Here is a 16718-nt window from a genome sequence, read left to right on the forward strand (position 1 = left end):
CTCTTTGCGACCATGCGGCTCCCATTATTGGGAAGCTTGAGAGGCATTTCATTAGCCGCGAGCTATGACTGTCCGGCGTCCGCGTTACGACGGTGCGATGCCGAGATAACCCGGGGCCTGCACCACTTTCCAGAAATCCTGCCGAGAAAACCGCGGCGCTGTACCAAGCTGTGCGTCAGCTGCCGAGAAAGACGGCCCTCTGTACCAAGGCGAGACGGACCATGTCGAGAAACCAAGCGCTCTGTACCAAGTGGAACCCCCTGTTGCCGAGAAAACCGGTGAGTGTACCAGCGCGACAATCCACCCAAGGCAGAGCGTGGTACAGCCCCCGGCTTTTCTCGGCACGAATTCTGAAATCCGGTACAGAGGACCGCTTTTCTCGGCATAGCCAAACCGGGCGTAAGGCTCCGCCACGTTCCCGCCGCCGCGCCAGCTGCTATGCTGGAATGACCAACGGCAAGGGGTATCTATGGCACACAAACTCACCGAGCAGGAGCAGGCGACCGTCGTCAGGCTCGCCAAGTTCCTGGGCAAGGAGCTTCCCGTCAAGTTCAGGGGCAACGCGGGCGGCATCGCGAGCGGGCTCGTCCGCCTGCGCGGACAGAGCATAGCCGAGAAGGACGTCCGCGCCGTCCTCGAGCGCTACGACGCAACAAAGCTTCCCACGGATACCCTTGTTGAGCTGGGTGTTCTTCTCCCCGCGGCAGACGGCGGCTTCACGCTGGAGATTCCCGAGAAGCGCGCGATTGCCAAGGCCGAGCGCCCCCGGCCGCCCGCCAAGCGCGATGGCCGCGCCATCTCGCGCCTGGACACCGTGCGCAAGCAGACGCCCGAGCTCACCGACATCCGCCTCAAGATCATCGAGCTCGACCCGCGCCTCTGGATCAACGGGTGGCTGCTCAGCACGCCCGACGCCTACGTCCGCTACGAACGCGAGCTGCGCGCGCTGGACGCGGCGCTCGCGGGAGAACCCACGCTCGGAGACGGCAGCCTGAGCCTGCGAGAGCTCTCCTACCAGGTCTTTGGTGACGAGAAGTTCCTGGCGCTGGAGTCCGAAGGCCGCAAGCTGCTGCACCTCATGGGCCTCTCGGACGTGGTGAACTGTCGGCCGCAGGCCAAGCTCGAGCTCATGCACCACATACCCAAGCACCACCGTCACCTGCGGCTCATTGTCTCCGAGAACCTCGACCCCTGGGTCAACATGAGAAACGCGATGTTCCTCGACGGGCGCAAGCGGCTCTTTGGCGAGCGCGTCCACGGCGTGGTCTTTGGCAACGGCTACATTGTGGACGACCCGCACAAGCTGCCCGACCTTCTTGCCACGATGGACGCCGAGGACGTTGAGGTTCTCTACTGGGGAGACATCGACCGCGCGGGCCTCCAGATCCTGAGCAAGCTCGCCGAGATGGCGGGTGACGGCCTTACCGTGCGGCCGCTCATCCCGGCGTATCGCCTCATGCTCAAGCGCGCGATGCGGCGCTTTGCCGACCCGCTCGAGAACGAGGAGACCGACCAGGGCGGCGTGCCCGTTCGCGGGCTGGACCTCTTTGAGGGCGAGCTCAAGGAGAAGGAACTCGCCTACCTGCGCGCGGTTCTCGACGGCGCGCGCCTCATCCCGCAGGAGATCCTCACCGCCCGCGACCTGTAATGGCAAAAGGGGACGGGTTTTTGGCGACAGGGGCGGCGGGGTAAGTTGACAAAGGTGACAGGGTAAGTGGTGACAAAGGTGACAGGGTAAATTGTCACCATGTCCTTCATGGTGACAATTTACCCTGTCACCTTTGTCACCACTTACCCTGTCACCTTTGTCAACTTACCCCGCCGCCCCTGTCGCCAAAAACCCGTCCCCCTTTTGCCAGCCGTCAGGAAAGCTTCTTGATGGCGGGGGTGCTCAGGAGACCCAACAGGATGATTCCCGCGCCCACGGCGTACGCCACGCGCGTGGAGTCGTAACGGGCGCGCGCCTCGATCTGCACGAGCTCGTCATGCTCGGCCTGGGTCATGGGGATGTCCGCGATCTGCTCCTCAAACTCCTCGTTGCTCCCCAGGTTGATGGTGAGCTCGGAGACCTGCTCGCGCACGGTCGGCGAGATGGAGGGGTCTGCCGCCACGCCCGCGCGCACCGAGTTGGTGATGCCGAGCAGCAGCACCGCGCCAAGGAGCGCCACGCCGATGGCCTGACCGACGTTGCGCATGGTGCTCTGGATGCCGCCGGACTGCGAGGCGTCGCGCTCGCTCACCGCAAGGGCCACCACGTTGCTGGAGTGAGAGGACACCGTGCCCGCGCCCACGCCGGCGAGAAACGCGCCGAGATAGACGCCCGCGGCGTTGCTGCCGTCGATGGTGACGGAGAGCGCCATCACGCCGAGCGCGGCCGCCATCACGACATAACCCGTCTGGATCACGTGACGCGGGTTGGCGTGAGGCGCCAGCTTGGGAATGCCAAGCGCGAGCGCAAAGGTGGGAACGCCCGTGACGATGGAGATCACGCCCACGTCAACCGGCGACCAGCCGGCAACGAGCTGCAGGTAGGGGGCCATGAGGATGGACTGCACGCCCATGAAGAAGAACGTGAGCGCGTTGGCCACGAGGCCGGCCAGCACCTGCGGGGTGTGGATGAAGGACTGCGGCAGCAGCGCAACACCGTTCTTCTGCTCCACGTCCTTCTCGACCCTCATGAGAACGACGAGCACCACAAGGCCCAGGGCAGCCAGCGGCAGCGCGGGCGAGATGCCAAACACGGTGAAGGGGCAGCCCTCGAGCGGCTGGATGAGACCCCAGGACGAGATGCTCGAGATGCCGATGAGGAACAGGAACAGGCCCGTTGCGGCAAGCACGACGCCGAGCGCGTCAAACTTGAGCTTCTCGTCCTGCTGCTCGATCTTGGGCAGCTCGAAGGAGAGCGCCAGCACGCCCACGAAGTAGGCGCCGAGCACGAGGAACGTGACGTGCATGCCCGCCGTCTCCATCACCACGCCCAAAATGAGCGGCAGGAGCGCGGAGAGGCCCGACGCCGCGCCAATGCACCCAAAGGCGACCGTCCTGTTGTGGCCGCGGTACATGAGCGGGATGAGGCCCAGAAGCGACGGAATGAGGAAGCTCGCGCCAAAGCCCAAGAGCACGCGGCCCACCCAGATGAAGACCGCCATGTTAGGGGCAAGCGCAAGCGAGACCTCGCCCAGGGCACAGAGCGCGGCGCCAATGCGGAAGGTCTTCTTCCAGCCGATGATGGTGCCCGCCAGGCCGCCGGCAATCATGAAGGCGCCGCCCACGAGCGGATAGACCATATTGGCGAGCTGGATCTCAGACGTGGTGGCGCCCAGATCCTTGGTGAGCGCCGAGGCGGCGAGCGAGAGCGCGCCGTTGTCGCCCGTCGTCCCCATCTGAGCGAGGATGAGAATCACGATGGGCAGCACGAGGAACTTCTCGGCGGCCGGTGCGGAGCCCTGCGGCCGAGCCGCGCTCCCCGCCACTGTTGCGGTATGCATTACCTCCCCTTTCCCATTGGGATTGCCCCACGCCAATCGCAGGGCGCAATGCGCTTGATGTACCCGCGGGACTTGGGTTTTTGGGGCGAATGTGAAGTTCGCCAAAGCAGCGCAATGCGTAACGGGGACTGAAGGGAGGGGTGACAGCGCGGCCGATTGTGGAGAAGGCTTCACAATGCAAGATTCTTCTTGCGAGAAGAACGCGCGGTCGATATAGTTATTTCTTGCACGTACGCAGTGCACCCATTGCGGGGTGGAGCAGTCTGGTAGCTCGTCGGGCTCATAACCCGAAGGTCGTAGGTTCAAATCCTGCCCCCGCGACCATGAAATAGCAGCTAGGTACCATTATTTCGGTACCTAGCTTTTTTCATTTCAATAGAGTCGGATGTACATTAGGATGTACGTATACAACTTCGGCGGCCGCCGGGCACGCTACCCGACGACCGCCGATCGAATCAGTCGCTGAGAGCATTGTATCACGCGGCAGGAGCCCCTCGCGACGCAACGCCGAGGCCCCGCGCCCATTGGAGTCGAGGCACGACGCGGCGGCGCGTAAGGGCGCCTTTCCTTTCCTCGCGGTCGCCGAGGTGTTGCGTGCCTCGAGCCGGCGGCGACTGACGCAGTGGAAGGCGTCAGCCAACAGACCCCTCGGAAACGGGGTCGTCGAACCGTTGTCGGAGACGTCCCAGGGAAACGGGTTTTCGGAACCGGGAGGCCGTCCGTCTCAGAAAAACGAGCTGAGACGCTATTTGAGACGGTTTTTGAGACAATGTTTCCGCAGGTAAAAGGTCATTTCCATATTATTTACTAGGTGTCTCACAAATATGGGGGCTAAATTACGTGTGCATATGGAAACGCGCTCTCGCAATCGTGATCCACAGCATCGACCGCTCACGCCTCCGCCGCGTCTTTTACTCACGCATGCGTCTCTCACGCACATATAAGAAAACAAAAAAAGCGCCCCGAAAGTTGAGACGCTCCCGTTTTTGGTCGTTTCCGCAGGTAACACCCATCTCAAATGCGTCTCAAAAAGCGTCTCGGAAAAGTGAGACGCTCCGACTTTGAGACGGTTCCGTAACTTCGCCCTACGATCATGCTCGACGCATCTCCTGTTTTGGTCACTTGCCTTCGACCCGCCCGCCGCAGGCGGGCGGCGGCTGCGTTGCCCGGAGACGCGCAGCCGCGACCGCAACAGCAGCCGCCGCATCGGCGCCCACGGAAAAGACGCCCCGCCCTCACGCGCTGCGGCTCGTCTCCTCTGCGCCATCTATCGACCTCGGCGACGCGGCACATCCTCCTCGCGTAGCCCAGCAACGGGTTGAGCGGGCCCCTGTACCGCCTCTTCGGGCTCTGGCAAGCACCTTAGGAAACACCGTGTCCAAGCGGACACCACATGATAACAACCGCGGCAAGACAGCCACATTCTGTCTTCCGTCGTCCTCAATGAATAACGCTTAATCCCAGGCATACTGTCACCAAAGATTCGGGGCCGCGTCAAGCCGCGCCTCCCACGGGGACCCCTTCGATGCGGGCGAGATGCCCGAGCTGCAATGGAAAGGGGATTCCGAATGTCAACCATCAACATCGTCGCCATCTCCGGCAACCTCGTCGACGACGCGGTGCTTCGCTCGACGAAGAGCGGGACGATGGTCCTCAACTTCACCGTGGCCATCACGGAGCGCGTCAAGGGCACCGACGGCGCGTTCGAGGAGCGGCCTAGCTACATCGACTGCGCGATCTTCGGGAAGCGCGCCGACGCGCTCGCCCGCTACCTCGCGAAGGGGTCGCTCGCCATGGTCCAGGGCCATCTCCGGCAGCTTACCTACAACGACCGCCAGGGACAGCGCCGCAGCAAGGTAGAGGTCATGGTGGACGAGATCGAGTGGCGCCAGCCGCGCAGCGCGTAAGCCATGAGGCCAACGGCCCGCGTTTCCGATGCGCGAGCGACAAGTTCAGGAGGTCAAACATGGGCAACCGTGCCGTCATCACCACCGAGAAAAGAGACTTAGGAGTCTACCTGCACTGGAACGGCGGGCGCGACAGCGTCGAAGCGTTCCTCAGGTACTGCGACCTGCGCGGGTTCCGCTCCCCCGACACCGACGAGTACGGGTGGGCCCGCCTGTGCCAGGTCATCGCCAACTTCATGGGCGCGGGCGGCCTCTCCGTCGGGATCAGCCGCTACACGACCGACAAGGCCATGGACCCCGGCGACAACGGCATCTTCGTCATCCGGGGCTGGGAGGTCGTCGACCGCGTGTACCCCTACGCTCCGTTCAAGGAGGAGGACGAGTACCCGCTCGACGCCATGCTGCTCGAGATCGACGCCGCCCAGCCGCAAGACCAGCAGCTCGGCGACTTCCTCCTCGCCGAGGAGGTGCCAACGGCGTCCGTCGAGATCGGCGACGTCGTCTACATGCAGCAGGTCGGCGGCCGCTACAGGCCGTTCCCCGTCGCCGGGATCGGCGACGGCCGCGTCGTGAACGGCCTCGACACGGCGGGCGTGCCCTACGCGCGAATGTACAACGGCGACGAGTGCGCCGGCAACGTAAACAACTACCTGCGCACGCCCACCGTGCGCCGCGTGCCGAAATAAGGGAGGAACCATGAGCGAACCCATCGGGAAGAGGGCCATGGACGCCATCCTCGACGTGACCGACGAGCTCAGGGCGTGCGTCCGCGACGAGTTCGAGCCGTACGAGGGCGTCTACCGCATCAATGACTTCGGCGAGTGCGTCAGCGAGGAGGACTGGCTGAACGTCTGGGCCGCCTACCCGAGCTGGTGGCCCCATGCGTGGATACTCGCTGACAACGGGCAGTTCACATCCGACGAGGTCAGCCGCATGAGCGTCGAGGAGATCGAGGCCGCCTACGGTGACCCGGCCTTCGAGCCGGAGTACGCCTTTTACACCGAGGCGGGCGAGGACGGCATGATGTAAACCATGGTTTCACCTCGGCCGCACCCGGGGCGCTACGCTCGTGCGCGACCGAGGGGAGGTGAGACTATGGACGCGAGAACCTACGTGAGCCGCCTGCTCGAGGACCTGGCGCACGTCACGAGCGGAGAGGAGCACGACGCGTTCGATCCGACGTGGCTGCGCGGATACGTCGCGGGCATGTCGTGCGCCGCGCAGTACGCGCTCGAAATGGACCGCAAAGAGGACGAGTAACACGAGACCCCTGCTCAGGCATCACGCCTGGGCAGGGGTCATTTTTTTCAGTCCAGAGCCGCGTCGATTTGGGCGCGCATGTCACCCAGAAGATACAGCTCGTCGCGCAGCGCCGCGGCATCGACCTCGTCGGGTATCTTGGCCTCGATGCATCGCCGGCCCGTGTCCTCCACCGCGTAGAGGCCCTCGGCGATGTATCCGAGCTCGATTTCGGTGCAGCTCAGGACGTAGGTGCCGTCCGGGTCCCTAGTCACCCTCATGGCTCGCCTCCACCGGGTAGCGCCTGATGAGCGTCTTGAAGCGGTCGTAGAACTCCTGCAGGCGCGCAATCACGCGATGGCGCTGCTCGCCGTAGGCGTTGCCCTTGGCGAACCTCGAGACCTTCGGGAGGCACGCCTGAACGAGCGTGCCCGTCTCCGGCACCCCGCCGGCGTCGAACGCGTAGCTCACGACGCGACGGACCTCGTCACCCCTCAGGTGCTCGTCCGCGACGATGGCGTCGAGCTCGCTCTCGACCTGCTCGCGCACGTAGTCGGACCACGCGGCGTCGACGCGGGAGCGGCGAGCGCCCTCCTCGCCCGGATCGGTCTCCGTGGCGCCCTCGGGGGTGACGCCCATGCGCTCGACGAACTCGAGGATGAGCTCGGCCTTGTCGCGCAGCTGCGGCGAGGTCGCGATGGCCCTCTTGATCTTGTCGTAGGCGACCTTGTCCTCGCCGTTACCGGAGCGGGCGCGCATCACGAGGTCAAGGATGTAGTCGATGTTGACCTCGACCTGCCGTATCAGCTCGATCTCGAACACGAGGTCGTCGACGATGTCGGCCTGCTCGGCGCGGGCGTCGCGCTTGAACTGGTCCGCGAGATCCAGATAGGTCCCCTGCAGGTCCTGCAGCATGCGCGGGCTCATGACGTCGTCGGCCTTGAACTGGTCGAAGACCGACAGCACGTTGCGCAGGCGCAAAAGCGCGCCGAACGCGCCGACGAACGCCTTCTGCTGCGACTCGCCCAGAAGCGCGAGGTGCCCCTCGTCGTCCATGAAGCGCTCGCGGATCTCGTCCACGATCTCGAGGTACTCGGAGAGGTACTCCTCGTAGGGCTTCAGCAGCACGATGCCGCCGGCCTCCTCGTCGCCGAAGAGCTCGAGGGACTCGTCGACGTTGGCGGACAGGTCGCGGAAGCAGACGATGTTGCCGAAGGTCTTGACCGAGTCGAGGATGCGGTTCGTGCGGGAGAACGCCTGGATGAGGCCGTGCATGCGCAGGTTCTTGTCCACCCAGAGCGTGTTCAGCGTCTTGGAGTCGAAGCCGGTGAGGAACATGTCCACGACGATGAGCATGTCGAGCTCGCGGGCCTTGAGGCGCTTGGAGACGTCCTTGTAGTAGTTGTCGAAGCCCTTGCCGTCCGTGGAGTACGAGGTGCCGAACGTCGCGTTGTAGTCGGCGATGGCCGCCTCGAGCGCCTCGCGGTCGGAGGCGGAGAGGCCGTCGGCGCTCATGGACTCGTCGGCGATGATGCCCGCCTCGAGGTCGTCGCCGTTTGCCGCGAAGGAATAGATCATCGCGACCTTGAGCCGTCGTTTCAGCGTGCCGGCGTCCTCGCGCGCGTCCTGGCGCTCGCGCAGGGCCTGATAGTAGGCGCGAGCCATCGGTATGCCGTCGGTGGCGAGGATCGAGGTGAACCCCGTCCCGTCGGCCTTGCGCATCGTGTTCTGGTCGTAGTGGTCGAGGATGTAGGTCGCGTTGCGCATGATGCGCTCGGGGGCCAGGAGCGCCCCCTCGCGATCGATAGCCTCGACCTGGTCGTCGCCGAGGTCGCCGGCGGGCTTCATCGTCGAATAGTAGCTCACACGGAACGGCAGCACGTTGCCGTCGTCGATGGCGTTGACGATGGTGTAGGAGTGGAGGCGGTCGCCGAACGCCTGCTCGGTGGTGCGCAGGGTCGGGTCGCCGCTCATGTTCGCGTTCTTGGCGAAGATGGGCGTGCCCGTGAAGCCGAACAGGTGGTAGTTCTTGAACTTGCGCACGATCTCCTTGTGCATCTTGCCGAACTGGCTGCGGTGGCACTCGTCGAAGATGAACACGACGTGCCTGTCGTAGATGGGGTGCCTCGCGTTCTTCTCGATCAGCACGGAGAGCTTCTGGATGGTCGTGACGCAGATGCGCTTCGTGTCGTCGCGCAGATTGGCGTCCAGCGCCCTCGTGTCCGCGGAGCCGTTCACCGCGTCCCTCTGGAAGCGGTTGTACTCCTTCATGGTCTGGTAGTCGAGGTCCTTGCGGTCCACGACGAACATGACCTTGTCGACGCCCTCCATGCGGCTCGCGAGCTGCGCGCACTTGAAGCTCGTGAGCGTCTTGCCCGAGCCGGTGGTGTGCCAGACGTAGCCGCCGGCGTCGACCGTGCCGAGGCGGCGGCGGTCGAGCTCGGAGACGAGGATGCGGTTCAGGATGCGCTCGGTGGCGCAAATCTGGTAAGGCCTCATGACGAGCAGCTTCGGCTCGTCCTCGGCCGTGAGCACGCAGTAGTGCGTGAGGACCATGAGCAGCGTCCCCTTCGAGAGGAAGGTCCGCGCGAAGCCCTCGAGGTCGGCGATGCGGCGGTTCCTCGAGTCGGTCCACCAGCTCGTGAACTCGAACGAGGACGCGCCCCGGCGGCCCGCCTTGGGGTGCGTGTGGTCCCAGCGCACGGTGTTGCCGTAGTACTTCGTGCTCGTGCCGTTGGAGATGACGAAGACCTGGACGAACTCGAAGAGCCCCGAGCCCGACCAGAAGCTCTCGCGCTGGTAGCGCTCGATCTGGTTGAACGCCTCGCGCAGGCGCACGCCGCGCCGCTTGAGCTCGATGTGCACGAGCGGAAGGCCGTTCACGAGGACCGTCACGTCGTAGCGGTTCTTGTGCGTGCCCTCGTCCGTCTCGTACTGGTTCATCACCTGGAGGCGGTTTCTGTGGATGTGGTCGCGGTCCAGGAGGTAGACGTTCTTGTACGAGCCGTCGTCGCGCTGGAAGGCGACGACCGGGTCGTCCTGGATGCGCCGGGTCTTGTCTATGACCGTGAGCGCCGGGTTCGTGACGTTCTCCGAGCTGAACCGCCTCCACTCGGCGTCGGTGAACTCGATGCCGTTCAGCTCCTCGAGCTTGGCGCGCAGGTTGGCGACGAGCTCGGCCTCGGTCTCGATGTAAAGGCGGTCGTAGCCCTGGTGCGTGAGGATGTCGATGAGGCCGGCCTCGAGGTCGGCCTCCGACTGGTAGGCGCCCTCGGCCGCAGGCGCGGCGGGCGCCTCGGAGCAGACCGTCGACTCGGGGCCCTGCAGGATGAGGCCGTAGGTCGGCGTGCCGGGGACCGTGTCCTTGGCGATGGGGTCGTCGACGGTCATGACCTACGCCACCTCCTTGCGAGGGAAGTCGAGGAGCCTGTCGCGGTAGTGCTCGTACTGCTGACGCCGCGCCTCAATCTCGGCCGGAAGGCCGTCGGTGAGCGAGGTCGTGAGCGCATCAAAGCGGTCGAGGATATCGACGACCTGTCGCTGGACGGAGAGGGGCGGGAGAAGTACCTCGATGGAACGAAGGTTCTTCTGATTCAACTTAGGAGGAGTCCCATGAACCAATTCCGTCGCATCGTATATGCTCAAGGCATAATAGAGATAGCGTAACGACGCAGCGCTAGAACGCTCGGCAAGAATATGGGCATGGTTATTTACCCAGATCTTGCCCTCAGCCCAATTCAAAACAGGCCTATTTTCTGCGGTTAAAACAGAGCCATCTTCACCAACCAGAAGGAACGTACCGTCAAACAGGTAGTCGTTCACATGCTCCAGAACGCCATTCGCACCGTAGTACGGATAGGGGCCTGCAACCCTGTCACCACGCTTAACTGGCTTGCGCTTAGAATCAAGAATGTCAACGAGATCGCCCAGCTCTGCGAGCTCAACATCGCTGCCCGCCATCACCTCGAGGCTCTCGCGGGACAGCAGCTCGTCGCGGTAGTGGGCGTACTGCGCCTTGCGCGCCTCCAGCTCCGCCTCCAGCTCCGCCTCCAGCTCCGCCTCCAGCTCCGCGAAGGAGTCTAGCACCCGAACGACCTCGCACTGGACGTCGAGAGGCGGGACGGGAATCAAAACCTTGTACAGCGCGCTTTGCGTGAGCGACGGACGAGCGGCGCTACCCGTGGCGAGGTCCTCGATGTGCTCGTTAAGCATCACGTGATAGAAGAACCTCGGCAACATCATCGTCTCGTCGATTTCAGTGTAGAACACCGTATCGACGTTCCAAATCGGTCCGTCTACGTAGAAAACGTTACTGACCGAGCCCTTACGAGGCAGCAGAACCGTCGGACCTACATGAGATGCGGTGTCGACAAACTTGCCCATGGACCCACCGCTACCGAAAACGGGGACATCACCCTCACCGAGGTCTTTGTAGTCCTTGCCGTTCTTGATCGTCGCTACGTCCTTCAGAGGGCGATACTCCACCCCGTCAGGGCAGAGCTGCCGGATCAACTCGTCAATTCTGCTCATACAGACTCACCGGCCTCTCGTCTCCTAGTGGAATAGAGGACGCAATAGTGACTGAATGATTAGCAGCAGCAACCATATCCCATGGCAAATACGCAACAATCTCCTGCACGTGATGCACGTTGATCGCCTCAATGGTTTCTGGATTGCAGAAAACAATGTAGTCGACATCGCCCGCAAACCGCGCCAACCATTCAAGATTCTCCCGGTCACGCGACAAACGATAAAGGCCATATGGCTTTCCGTTTGCGTAGACAGGGGCCAAATCACCAATACGCAAACCGTCTACATCAACAAGTCCATGAGGGCGAAATGCGCAGCTCAAATCATATTCGTCGAGATTCATGACGAATACAGACGTATCGAATCTCTTGTCGAATGCGCGCTTGCTCTTAACGTGCTTACGCACCTGCTCATGCATGTTTCTCGTCAGGGCGTCGTACGAATGATCCGGATGAACACGCGCGTACGTCCGAGCTGTGAAATCATTCGAAATGGCAGACGTCTTGTCATCACGCGCGATCTTTGCTCGCAGCTCCCCGTCCTGTCTCATCTGCTCAGAGCCCTTGTACTCATCAGAAAACGACGATGATATGTTGAACAGTTCGACACAGGCGTCAGTGCCGTAGAAATCGGGAAACGTCGTCTCGTTGTTTTGCGTCAACTTCGAAAATACCGTGTCCAGTCTATTCACATCGTCGCAGGAAAAACCGAAATAGCAATTCAGCTCTCTTTGATTTATGAATCCGCGAACACGTGCTACGACTTCTCTCTCATCCCGCTCTTGCTCTTCCTTATGCCCCATGATCTACGCCTCCAGGTCCGCCACGATGGCGTCGATCTGCTCGCGCAGCTCCTGCTCGCGCGCGACGATGCCACGGATCCGCTCGTTGAGCTCGGCGATGTCGACCCTCTCGCGCGTGTCGCGCCTCTCGACGTAGGTGCCGACCGACAGGTTGTAGTCGTTCTCCCCACCGACCTCGTCGATGCCGACCAGCTTGGAGAAGTGCTCCTCCTCGCTGCGGTCGTGGACGGCCGCGTAGATGCGGTCGACGTTCTCCGGCATGAGCACGTTCTTGTTCCCGACGTGGCTGAACTCCTCGCTCGCGTCAACGAACAGGACCTTGTCGTCGGCCTTGCCCTTGGAGAGCACGATGACGCAGGTCGCGATCGTCACGCCGAAGAAGAGGTTGGCCGGCAGCTGGATGACGGCCTCGACGAAGTTGTTGTCCACGAGGTACCTGCGGATCTTCTGCTCGGCGCCGCCGCGGTACAGCACGCCGGGGAACTCGACGATGGCCGCCTTGCCGTCGGCGGAGAGCCAGCTGAGCATGTGCATCGTGAAGGCGAGGTCCGCCTTGGACTTCGGCGCGAGCACGCCCGCCGGCGCGAAGCGCGGGTCGTTGATCAGCGTCGGGTCCTCGTCGCCCGGCCACTTCACCGAGTAGGGCGGGTTGGAGACGATCGCGTCGAACGGCTCGTCGTCCCAGTGCTTGGGCTCGAGCAGGGTGTCGCCGAGCGCAATGTCGAACTTGTCGAAGTTGACCTTGTGAAGGAACATGTTGATGCGGGCCAGGTTGTAGGTCGTGAGGTTGATCTCCTGGCCGAAGAAGCCGCGGCGGACGTTGTCCTGGCCGAGCCGCTTGGCGAACTTGAGCAGGAGCGACCCCGAGCCGCAGGCCGGGTCGTAGACCTTGTTGACGCTCGTGCGGTCGCCGATGACGATGCGCGCCAGGAGGTCGGAGACCTCCTGCGGGGTGAAGAACTCGCCGCCGGAGCGGCCGGCGTTGCTCGCGTACATGTTCATCAGGTACTCGTAGGCGTCGCCGAACAGGTCGATCTTCGCGTCGGCGATGTCGCCGAAGTCGAGCCCGGCGATGCCCTTGACGATCTTCACGATCCGGGCGTTGCGCTCGGAGACGCCGTTTCCGAGCTTGCTCGAGTTGAGGTCGATGTCGTCGAAGAGGCCGCGGAAGCTCTTCTCGGAGGGCGTGCCCACGCTCGAGCCCTCGATGTGGTCGAACACGGCCCTGACCGTCTCGTTGAGGTCGGGGTCCCTGTCACAGCGCGCGGCGACGTTGACGAAGAGCTCGGAGGGCAGCATGAAGTAGCCCTTCTCCTCGACGATGCCCTCGCGGGCCGCCTCGGCGTCCTCATCTGACATGGCGGCGTAGGAGAAGTCCACGTCGCCCGCCTCGCGCTCGCCCTCGTCGATGTAGGCCGCGAGGTCCTCGGAGATGAAGCGGTAGAAGAGGAAGCCCAGGACGTACATCTTGAAGTCCCAGCCGTCCACGGCGCCGCGGACGTCGTTGGCGATCGCCCAGATGGCCTTGTGCAGCTCGGCGCGCTGCTGCGCCCTCGTCGTGTCGTTGTCTGCCATGTGCTCAAGTCCCTTTCTTCCTCGGGTCCGGCGGGTGCCGTGCCCATCGTCTCACGTCATGCGGACAGAAATCCGCGGCCTAGCCTAGCGTCAGCCCTTCGTCGCTCATTCGCCGCGATCCTCTCGCTCGGTCGCAATCAGTCTGCGAACGATCACAGCCATGGGGACGCCATCCTCATACGCCCAACGCTGAAGGTCTCGCTTGTCTCGGTCAGTCACCGAAAGAACCAGACTCGTATACACGGGGCGCATCTTCGCCTTGGCCCGCCTCTTGCGATGCGCCGGCTTATCGATCTTCTCGTCATCGTTATCGGAACGTGTAGGCATAAAACCCTCCGTGCGTATCCAATGCCACAAACGCAATCTCGTTCATCCGATTAAAGCACAAATACTATATAGTCACTAGTTATCGCATATAGGTTTACTATATATTTGACGCCGTTTCAGAGTCCCTCTATCCTTCCAACGGCACTACAAACGCCCCTCGAATGGCTACGACCGTTCAACGGCGTTTCAAACGCCTCGTAAGCGGCCTTTGAAACGACCGGCGTTCCCGCAGCTCGATCGCGTAGCCTTTCAAACGCCACGCAAACGCCCCTCCAACGGACGTACAAATACCCGTTCACTCTCGTAAACGCGCGTTTACGCTCGTAAAACGTTTCTGACCTACCTCACGGCCCGCTGACGGGCCGTTTTCCTCGCGCACCCTCCCGGACTACGGGCCGTGCCTGCACCGCGCCGTCAGCGCCCTCCAGGCGCCCCGTGCGGCCATCAGAGACCCGACCCGTCGTCGCGGGAGCGGCCGCTCGGCCTCGGCTCCCAGTCGTCCGCGAACACGGGCTCCACGACCTCGCGGCGGGCTCGCTTGCTGAACGCGGCGTTCATCACGTCGCGCGCCCTGCCCTCGATGGCCCGTGCGATCGACCCGTCGCGGTCCTGCTCGACGACCTGATGGAGCGTGACCATGCACGTCGTCGCAGCTCGGTCGAACTCGTCGCCGAGGGCCATGTTGTCCCGCATGGCCTTGAGCGTCGCGAACGCGAGCTGGCACACGTTGCCGACGACCGTCGACGTGAACTCCGCGACGAGGCGTGAGACCTTGGCGCCGGCGTCGCCGACGGCCAAGCTGACGCCCTCCCGGGCCTCCACCCGCGCCCGCTCGCGCGTGCGCTCGGCGTCGGCCTCGGCCTGCCTGCGCGTCGCCTCGGCGTCGGCCTTGGCCCGCTCGACGTAGGCGTCGGCCGCCTTGACGTGCTCGACGGCGCCCTCGAGCCAGCCCCTCGTCTCCTCGACCTCGGTGTCGAGGCGGGCCGCCTCCGCGCGCCTGGCCTCGATCTCGGCGTCGAGCGCGTCGACCACGCTACGGCGCTTCGACGCCAGGCGCTCGAAGGCCGCCTCGCGCTCGCCGACGACCCGGTCGCGGCGCTCGACGTCGGCGCGGGCGGCCTCCACGGCGGCCTCGCGCTCGTCGATGCCGGGGTGCGGCACGGTCGGGTCGAGCCCGAGGACCTGGGCGTCGGCGATGCGGAGGCTCGCCTCGTCCCACCACTTCTCCGACCAGTAGAGCCTGTCGTCGTCGGTGAGCTCGTCGACGCTCTCGACGTCCTCGTAGCCGTCCTGCTGGCGCATGAACTCGAGCGGCGGAGTGACGAGCCACGCGCCGTCCCCGTCAACATAGGCCTGGGCATAGCCGCGCTCACGGGCGAACTCGTCGGCGAGGTCCACCACGCGCTCGTTGGCCGCGTCCAGGTCGGGCTCGCCGTCCTCGCCCAAGAGGTCGTCGGGGAGGTCGTAGACCGCGTCGTCGCCCTCGTCGCCGTCGGTGAGGCGCCACAGCGCGCGCAGCTCAGGCGGCATGGCGGCGGGCGGCACGAGCTCCACGCCCGCCGGGGGCTCGTAGCCGTGGAGCGCGACCTCGGCGCGGGCGCGCATGCGGTCGGCCTCGCGCTTCGCACGGTGGACCCGCTCGAGGTCGCGGCCGGCCTCGCGCCTCGTGTCGGCCGCCTCGCGCCTCGCCGCGTCGGCGTCGGCGCGCGCGGCCCCGACGGCGTCCTCGGCCTCGTGGAGCTCGCGGCGGACCTCCGCGAGCTCGCTGCGCGCCCTCTCCGCGCGCTCGGCGGCGCGCTCGCGGTCGCGCCTGGCCTGGAACTCGTCGACCGCGAGGTGGCGCTCGTGGTTGCCCTTGAACTCGCGCCCGACGTCGTGCGCCTTCATGATGGGCACCATCACGTCCTGACGGACGTGCTCGTAGAGCTCCGGCATCGCGCCCTTGCCCTTGTAGCCGCCCTGCTCGAGCGCCTTGGCGAGGCCGATGCGGCGGCGCATGCCGCGCGAGTAGCCCTCCGCGATCGGGCACACGGCGACGTGCAGGTGCGGCGTACCGCACGGCTCGTCGTCGTGGAGGACGACCATCATGAGCTTGAAGCCCTTCGGGATCGGACGCCTGCCCGTCCTCGGGTCGGGCCTGTTCTCGATCAGCGCGCGGGCGACGTCCTTGAGGATCGCGACCGCCTTGTCGTGCGCCTCGGCCTTGAGGCCCTTGGCGAGGTGCCGCTGCACGTACTCGCTCGCCTCGTCCTCGCGGCCCTCGGCCTTCATCGCCTCCCAGCGGCGCCCGTCGAAATGAGCCGCCTCGTAGTCGTCGGCCCGGTGGCCGCCGTCCGCGCGGTCGGCCGCCTGAGCGGCCTCGAACTCCTCGTCGTCGAACGGGTCGTCGCACACGCCGCACGTCTCGCGGCTGCCGACGCCCACAACGAACTCGTAGACGGGCTCCTGCTGCGCGCTCGAGGCGACCTCGGCGTAGTAGTCGAGCGACTTGTGCCGCTCGACGCGCTTCTGCGAGGCGTTGTACGCGAGGACGTCCTCGCGGAACTCGGCGTTGATCGCCTCGCGGTAGTCGCCGACGTCATGGATGATGACGTTGCGGCCGCCGAGCGACCGGTCGGCGTTCTTCGGAACGTACTCGCGCCTGTCGTGGCGCTCGGCGACGTCCCCCGAGGAGACGTGCGCGCTCGCCTTGCTCAGTGCCTGCGCCATGTCGGCGCACCCCCTTTCTGTCAATCTATCCGGCGCGAACCTGCGCGCCGTGTGCCTGCGGCCTGATGGCCTCGGTTTCCGAGTTCCGACGCGGAGCGGCGGAACTCGCCCAAAGGTGGTTTTGGCGGGGCCAAAACCCCT

General features: G+C 64.3%; 12 protein-coding genes and 1 tRNA gene. 6 read left to right on the forward strand and 7 right to left on the reverse strand.

Features of this window, described 5'->3' with window-relative positions; all coding sequences use genetic code 11:
• Positions 1-469 precede the first annotated feature (469 nt).
• Positions 470-1648 (forward strand): Wadjet anti-phage system protein JetD domain-containing protein, encoded by a 1179-nt coding sequence (locus QUW25_RS09200; RefSeq protein WP_289511917.1) that lies wholly within the window; start codon positions 470-472, stop codon positions 1646-1648.
• Positions 1649-1862: 214 nt separating this feature from the next.
• On the opposite strand, the gene QUW25_RS09205 is transcribed toward QUW25_RS09200, so the two are convergent.
• Positions 1863-3488 (reverse strand): MFS transporter, encoded by a 1626-nt coding sequence (locus tag QUW25_RS09205; protein ID WP_289511918.1) that lies wholly within the window; start codon positions 3486-3488, stop codon positions 1863-1865.
• A 247-nt stretch (positions 3489-3735) separates the two neighbouring features.
• Between QUW25_RS09205 and QUW25_RS09210 the strand changes: the two genes are divergently transcribed.
• From QUW25_RS09210 to QUW25_RS09230, 5 genes are all read left to right on the forward strand, one after another.
• Positions 3736-3812, forward strand: a tRNA-Met gene (locus QUW25_RS09210).
• A gap of 1244 nt (positions 3813-5056) precedes the next feature.
• Positions 5057-5395, forward strand: a complete 339-nt coding sequence (locus tag QUW25_RS09215; protein WP_289511919.1) for a single-stranded DNA-binding protein — start codon at positions 5057-5059, stop codon at positions 5393-5395.
• Positions 5396-5454: 59 nt separating this feature from the next.
• Positions 5455-6081: a hypothetical protein gene (locus QUW25_RS09220; protein WP_289511920.1), complete on the forward strand. Its 627-nt coding sequence runs from the start codon at positions 5455-5457 to the stop codon at positions 6079-6081.
• A gap of 10 nt (positions 6082-6091) precedes the next feature.
• On the forward strand, positions 6092-6424 hold the full coding sequence (locus tag QUW25_RS09225; RefSeq protein ID WP_289511921.1) for a hypothetical protein: 333 nt from the start codon (positions 6092-6094) through the stop codon (positions 6422-6424).
• A gap of 66 nt (positions 6425-6490) precedes the next feature.
• Complete coding sequence (locus QUW25_RS09230; RefSeq protein WP_289511922.1) at positions 6491-6655, forward strand: hypothetical protein; 165 nt, start codon at positions 6491-6493, stop codon at positions 6653-6655.
• A 47-nt stretch (positions 6656-6702) separates the two neighbouring features.
• Here QUW25_RS09230 and QUW25_RS09235 read toward each other — a convergent pair whose 3' ends face one another.
• The 6 genes from QUW25_RS09235 to QUW25_RS09260 form a co-directional block, all read right to left on the reverse strand.
• A complete protein-coding gene (locus QUW25_RS09235; RefSeq protein WP_204467400.1) occupies positions 6703-6915 on the reverse strand; it encodes a hypothetical protein in 213 nt (70 codons plus the stop codon).
• Positions 6902-10024, reverse strand: coding sequence for a type I restriction endonuclease subunit R (locus tag QUW25_RS09240; protein ID WP_289511923.1), 3123 nt, complete (start codon positions 10022-10024; stop codon positions 6902-6904). Before QUW25_RS09240 ends, QUW25_RS09235 begins: the two co-directional genes overlap by 14 nt.
• Positions 10025-10027: 3 nt before the next feature.
• On the reverse strand, positions 10028-11164 hold the full coding sequence (locus tag QUW25_RS09245; RefSeq protein ID WP_289511924.1) for a restriction endonuclease subunit S: 1137 nt from the start codon (positions 11162-11164) through the stop codon (positions 10028-10030).
• Positions 11151-11966 (reverse strand): hypothetical protein, encoded by an 816-nt coding sequence (locus QUW25_RS09250; protein ID WP_289511925.1) that lies wholly within the window; start codon positions 11964-11966, stop codon positions 11151-11153. Before QUW25_RS09250 ends, QUW25_RS09245 begins: the two co-directional genes overlap by 14 nt.
• 3 nt (positions 11967-11969) lie before the next feature.
• The gene (locus QUW25_RS09255) at positions 11970-13541 is read right to left on the reverse strand and encodes a type I restriction-modification system subunit M (RefSeq protein ID WP_289511926.1); all 1572 of its coding nucleotides are present in this window, start codon (positions 13539-13541) and stop codon (positions 11970-11972) included.
• Between the two features lie 771 nt (positions 13542-14312).
• On the reverse strand, positions 14313-16577 hold the full coding sequence (locus tag QUW25_RS09260; RefSeq protein ID WP_289511927.1) for a hypothetical protein: 2265 nt from the start codon (positions 16575-16577) through the stop codon (positions 14313-14315).
• Positions 16578-16718 lie beyond the last annotated feature (141 nt).

It is taken from the genome of Thermophilibacter provencensis (genome assembly GCF_030372065.1).
In the GTDB taxonomy this organism is placed as follows: Bacteria; Actinomycetota; Coriobacteriia; order Coriobacteriales; family Atopobiaceae; genus Thermophilibacter; species Thermophilibacter provencensis_A.

Bases quoted from the DNA above. Each gene is read 5' to 3' on its own strand.
- QUW25_RS09200 (WP_289511917.1), top strand. From the start codon at position 470: ATGGCACACAAACTCACCGAGCAGGAGCAGGCGACCGTCGTCAGGCTC.
- QUW25_RS09205 (WP_289511918.1), bottom strand. From the start codon at position 3,488: ATGCATACCGCAACAGTGGCGGGGAGCGCGGCTCGGCCGCAGGGCTCC.
- QUW25_RS09215 (WP_289511919.1), top strand. From the start codon at position 5,057: ATGTCAACCATCAACATCGTCGCCATCTCCGGCAACCTCGTCGACGAC.
- QUW25_RS09220 (WP_289511920.1), top strand. From the start codon at position 5,455: ATGGGCAACCGTGCCGTCATCACCACCGAGAAAAGAGACTTAGGAGTC.
- QUW25_RS09225 (WP_289511921.1), top strand. From the start codon at position 6,092: ATGAGCGAACCCATCGGGAAGAGGGCCATGGACGCCATCCTCGACGTG.
- QUW25_RS09230 (WP_289511922.1), top strand. From the start codon at position 6,491: ATGGACGCGAGAACCTACGTGAGCCGCCTGCTCGAGGACCTGGCGCAC.
- QUW25_RS09235 (WP_204467400.1), bottom strand. From the start codon at position 6,915: ATGAGGGTGACTAGGGACCCGGACGGCACCTACGTCCTGAGCTGCACC.
- QUW25_RS09240 (WP_289511923.1), bottom strand. From the start codon at position 10,024: ATGACCGTCGACGACCCCATCGCCAAGGACACGGTCCCCGGCACGCCG.
- QUW25_RS09245 (WP_289511924.1), bottom strand. From the start codon at position 11,164: ATGAGCAGAATTGACGAGTTGATCCGGCAGCTCTGCCCTGACGGGGTG.
- QUW25_RS09250 (WP_289511925.1), bottom strand. From the start codon at position 11,966: ATGGGGCATAAGGAAGAGCAAGAGCGGGATGAGAGAGAAGTCGTAGCA.
- QUW25_RS09255 (WP_289511926.1), bottom strand. From the start codon at position 13,541: ATGGCAGACAACGACACGACGAGGGCGCAGCAGCGCGCCGAGCTGCAC.
- QUW25_RS09260 (WP_289511927.1), bottom strand. From the start codon at position 16,577: ATGGCGCAGGCACTGAGCAAGGCGAGCGCGCACGTCTCCTCGGGGGAC.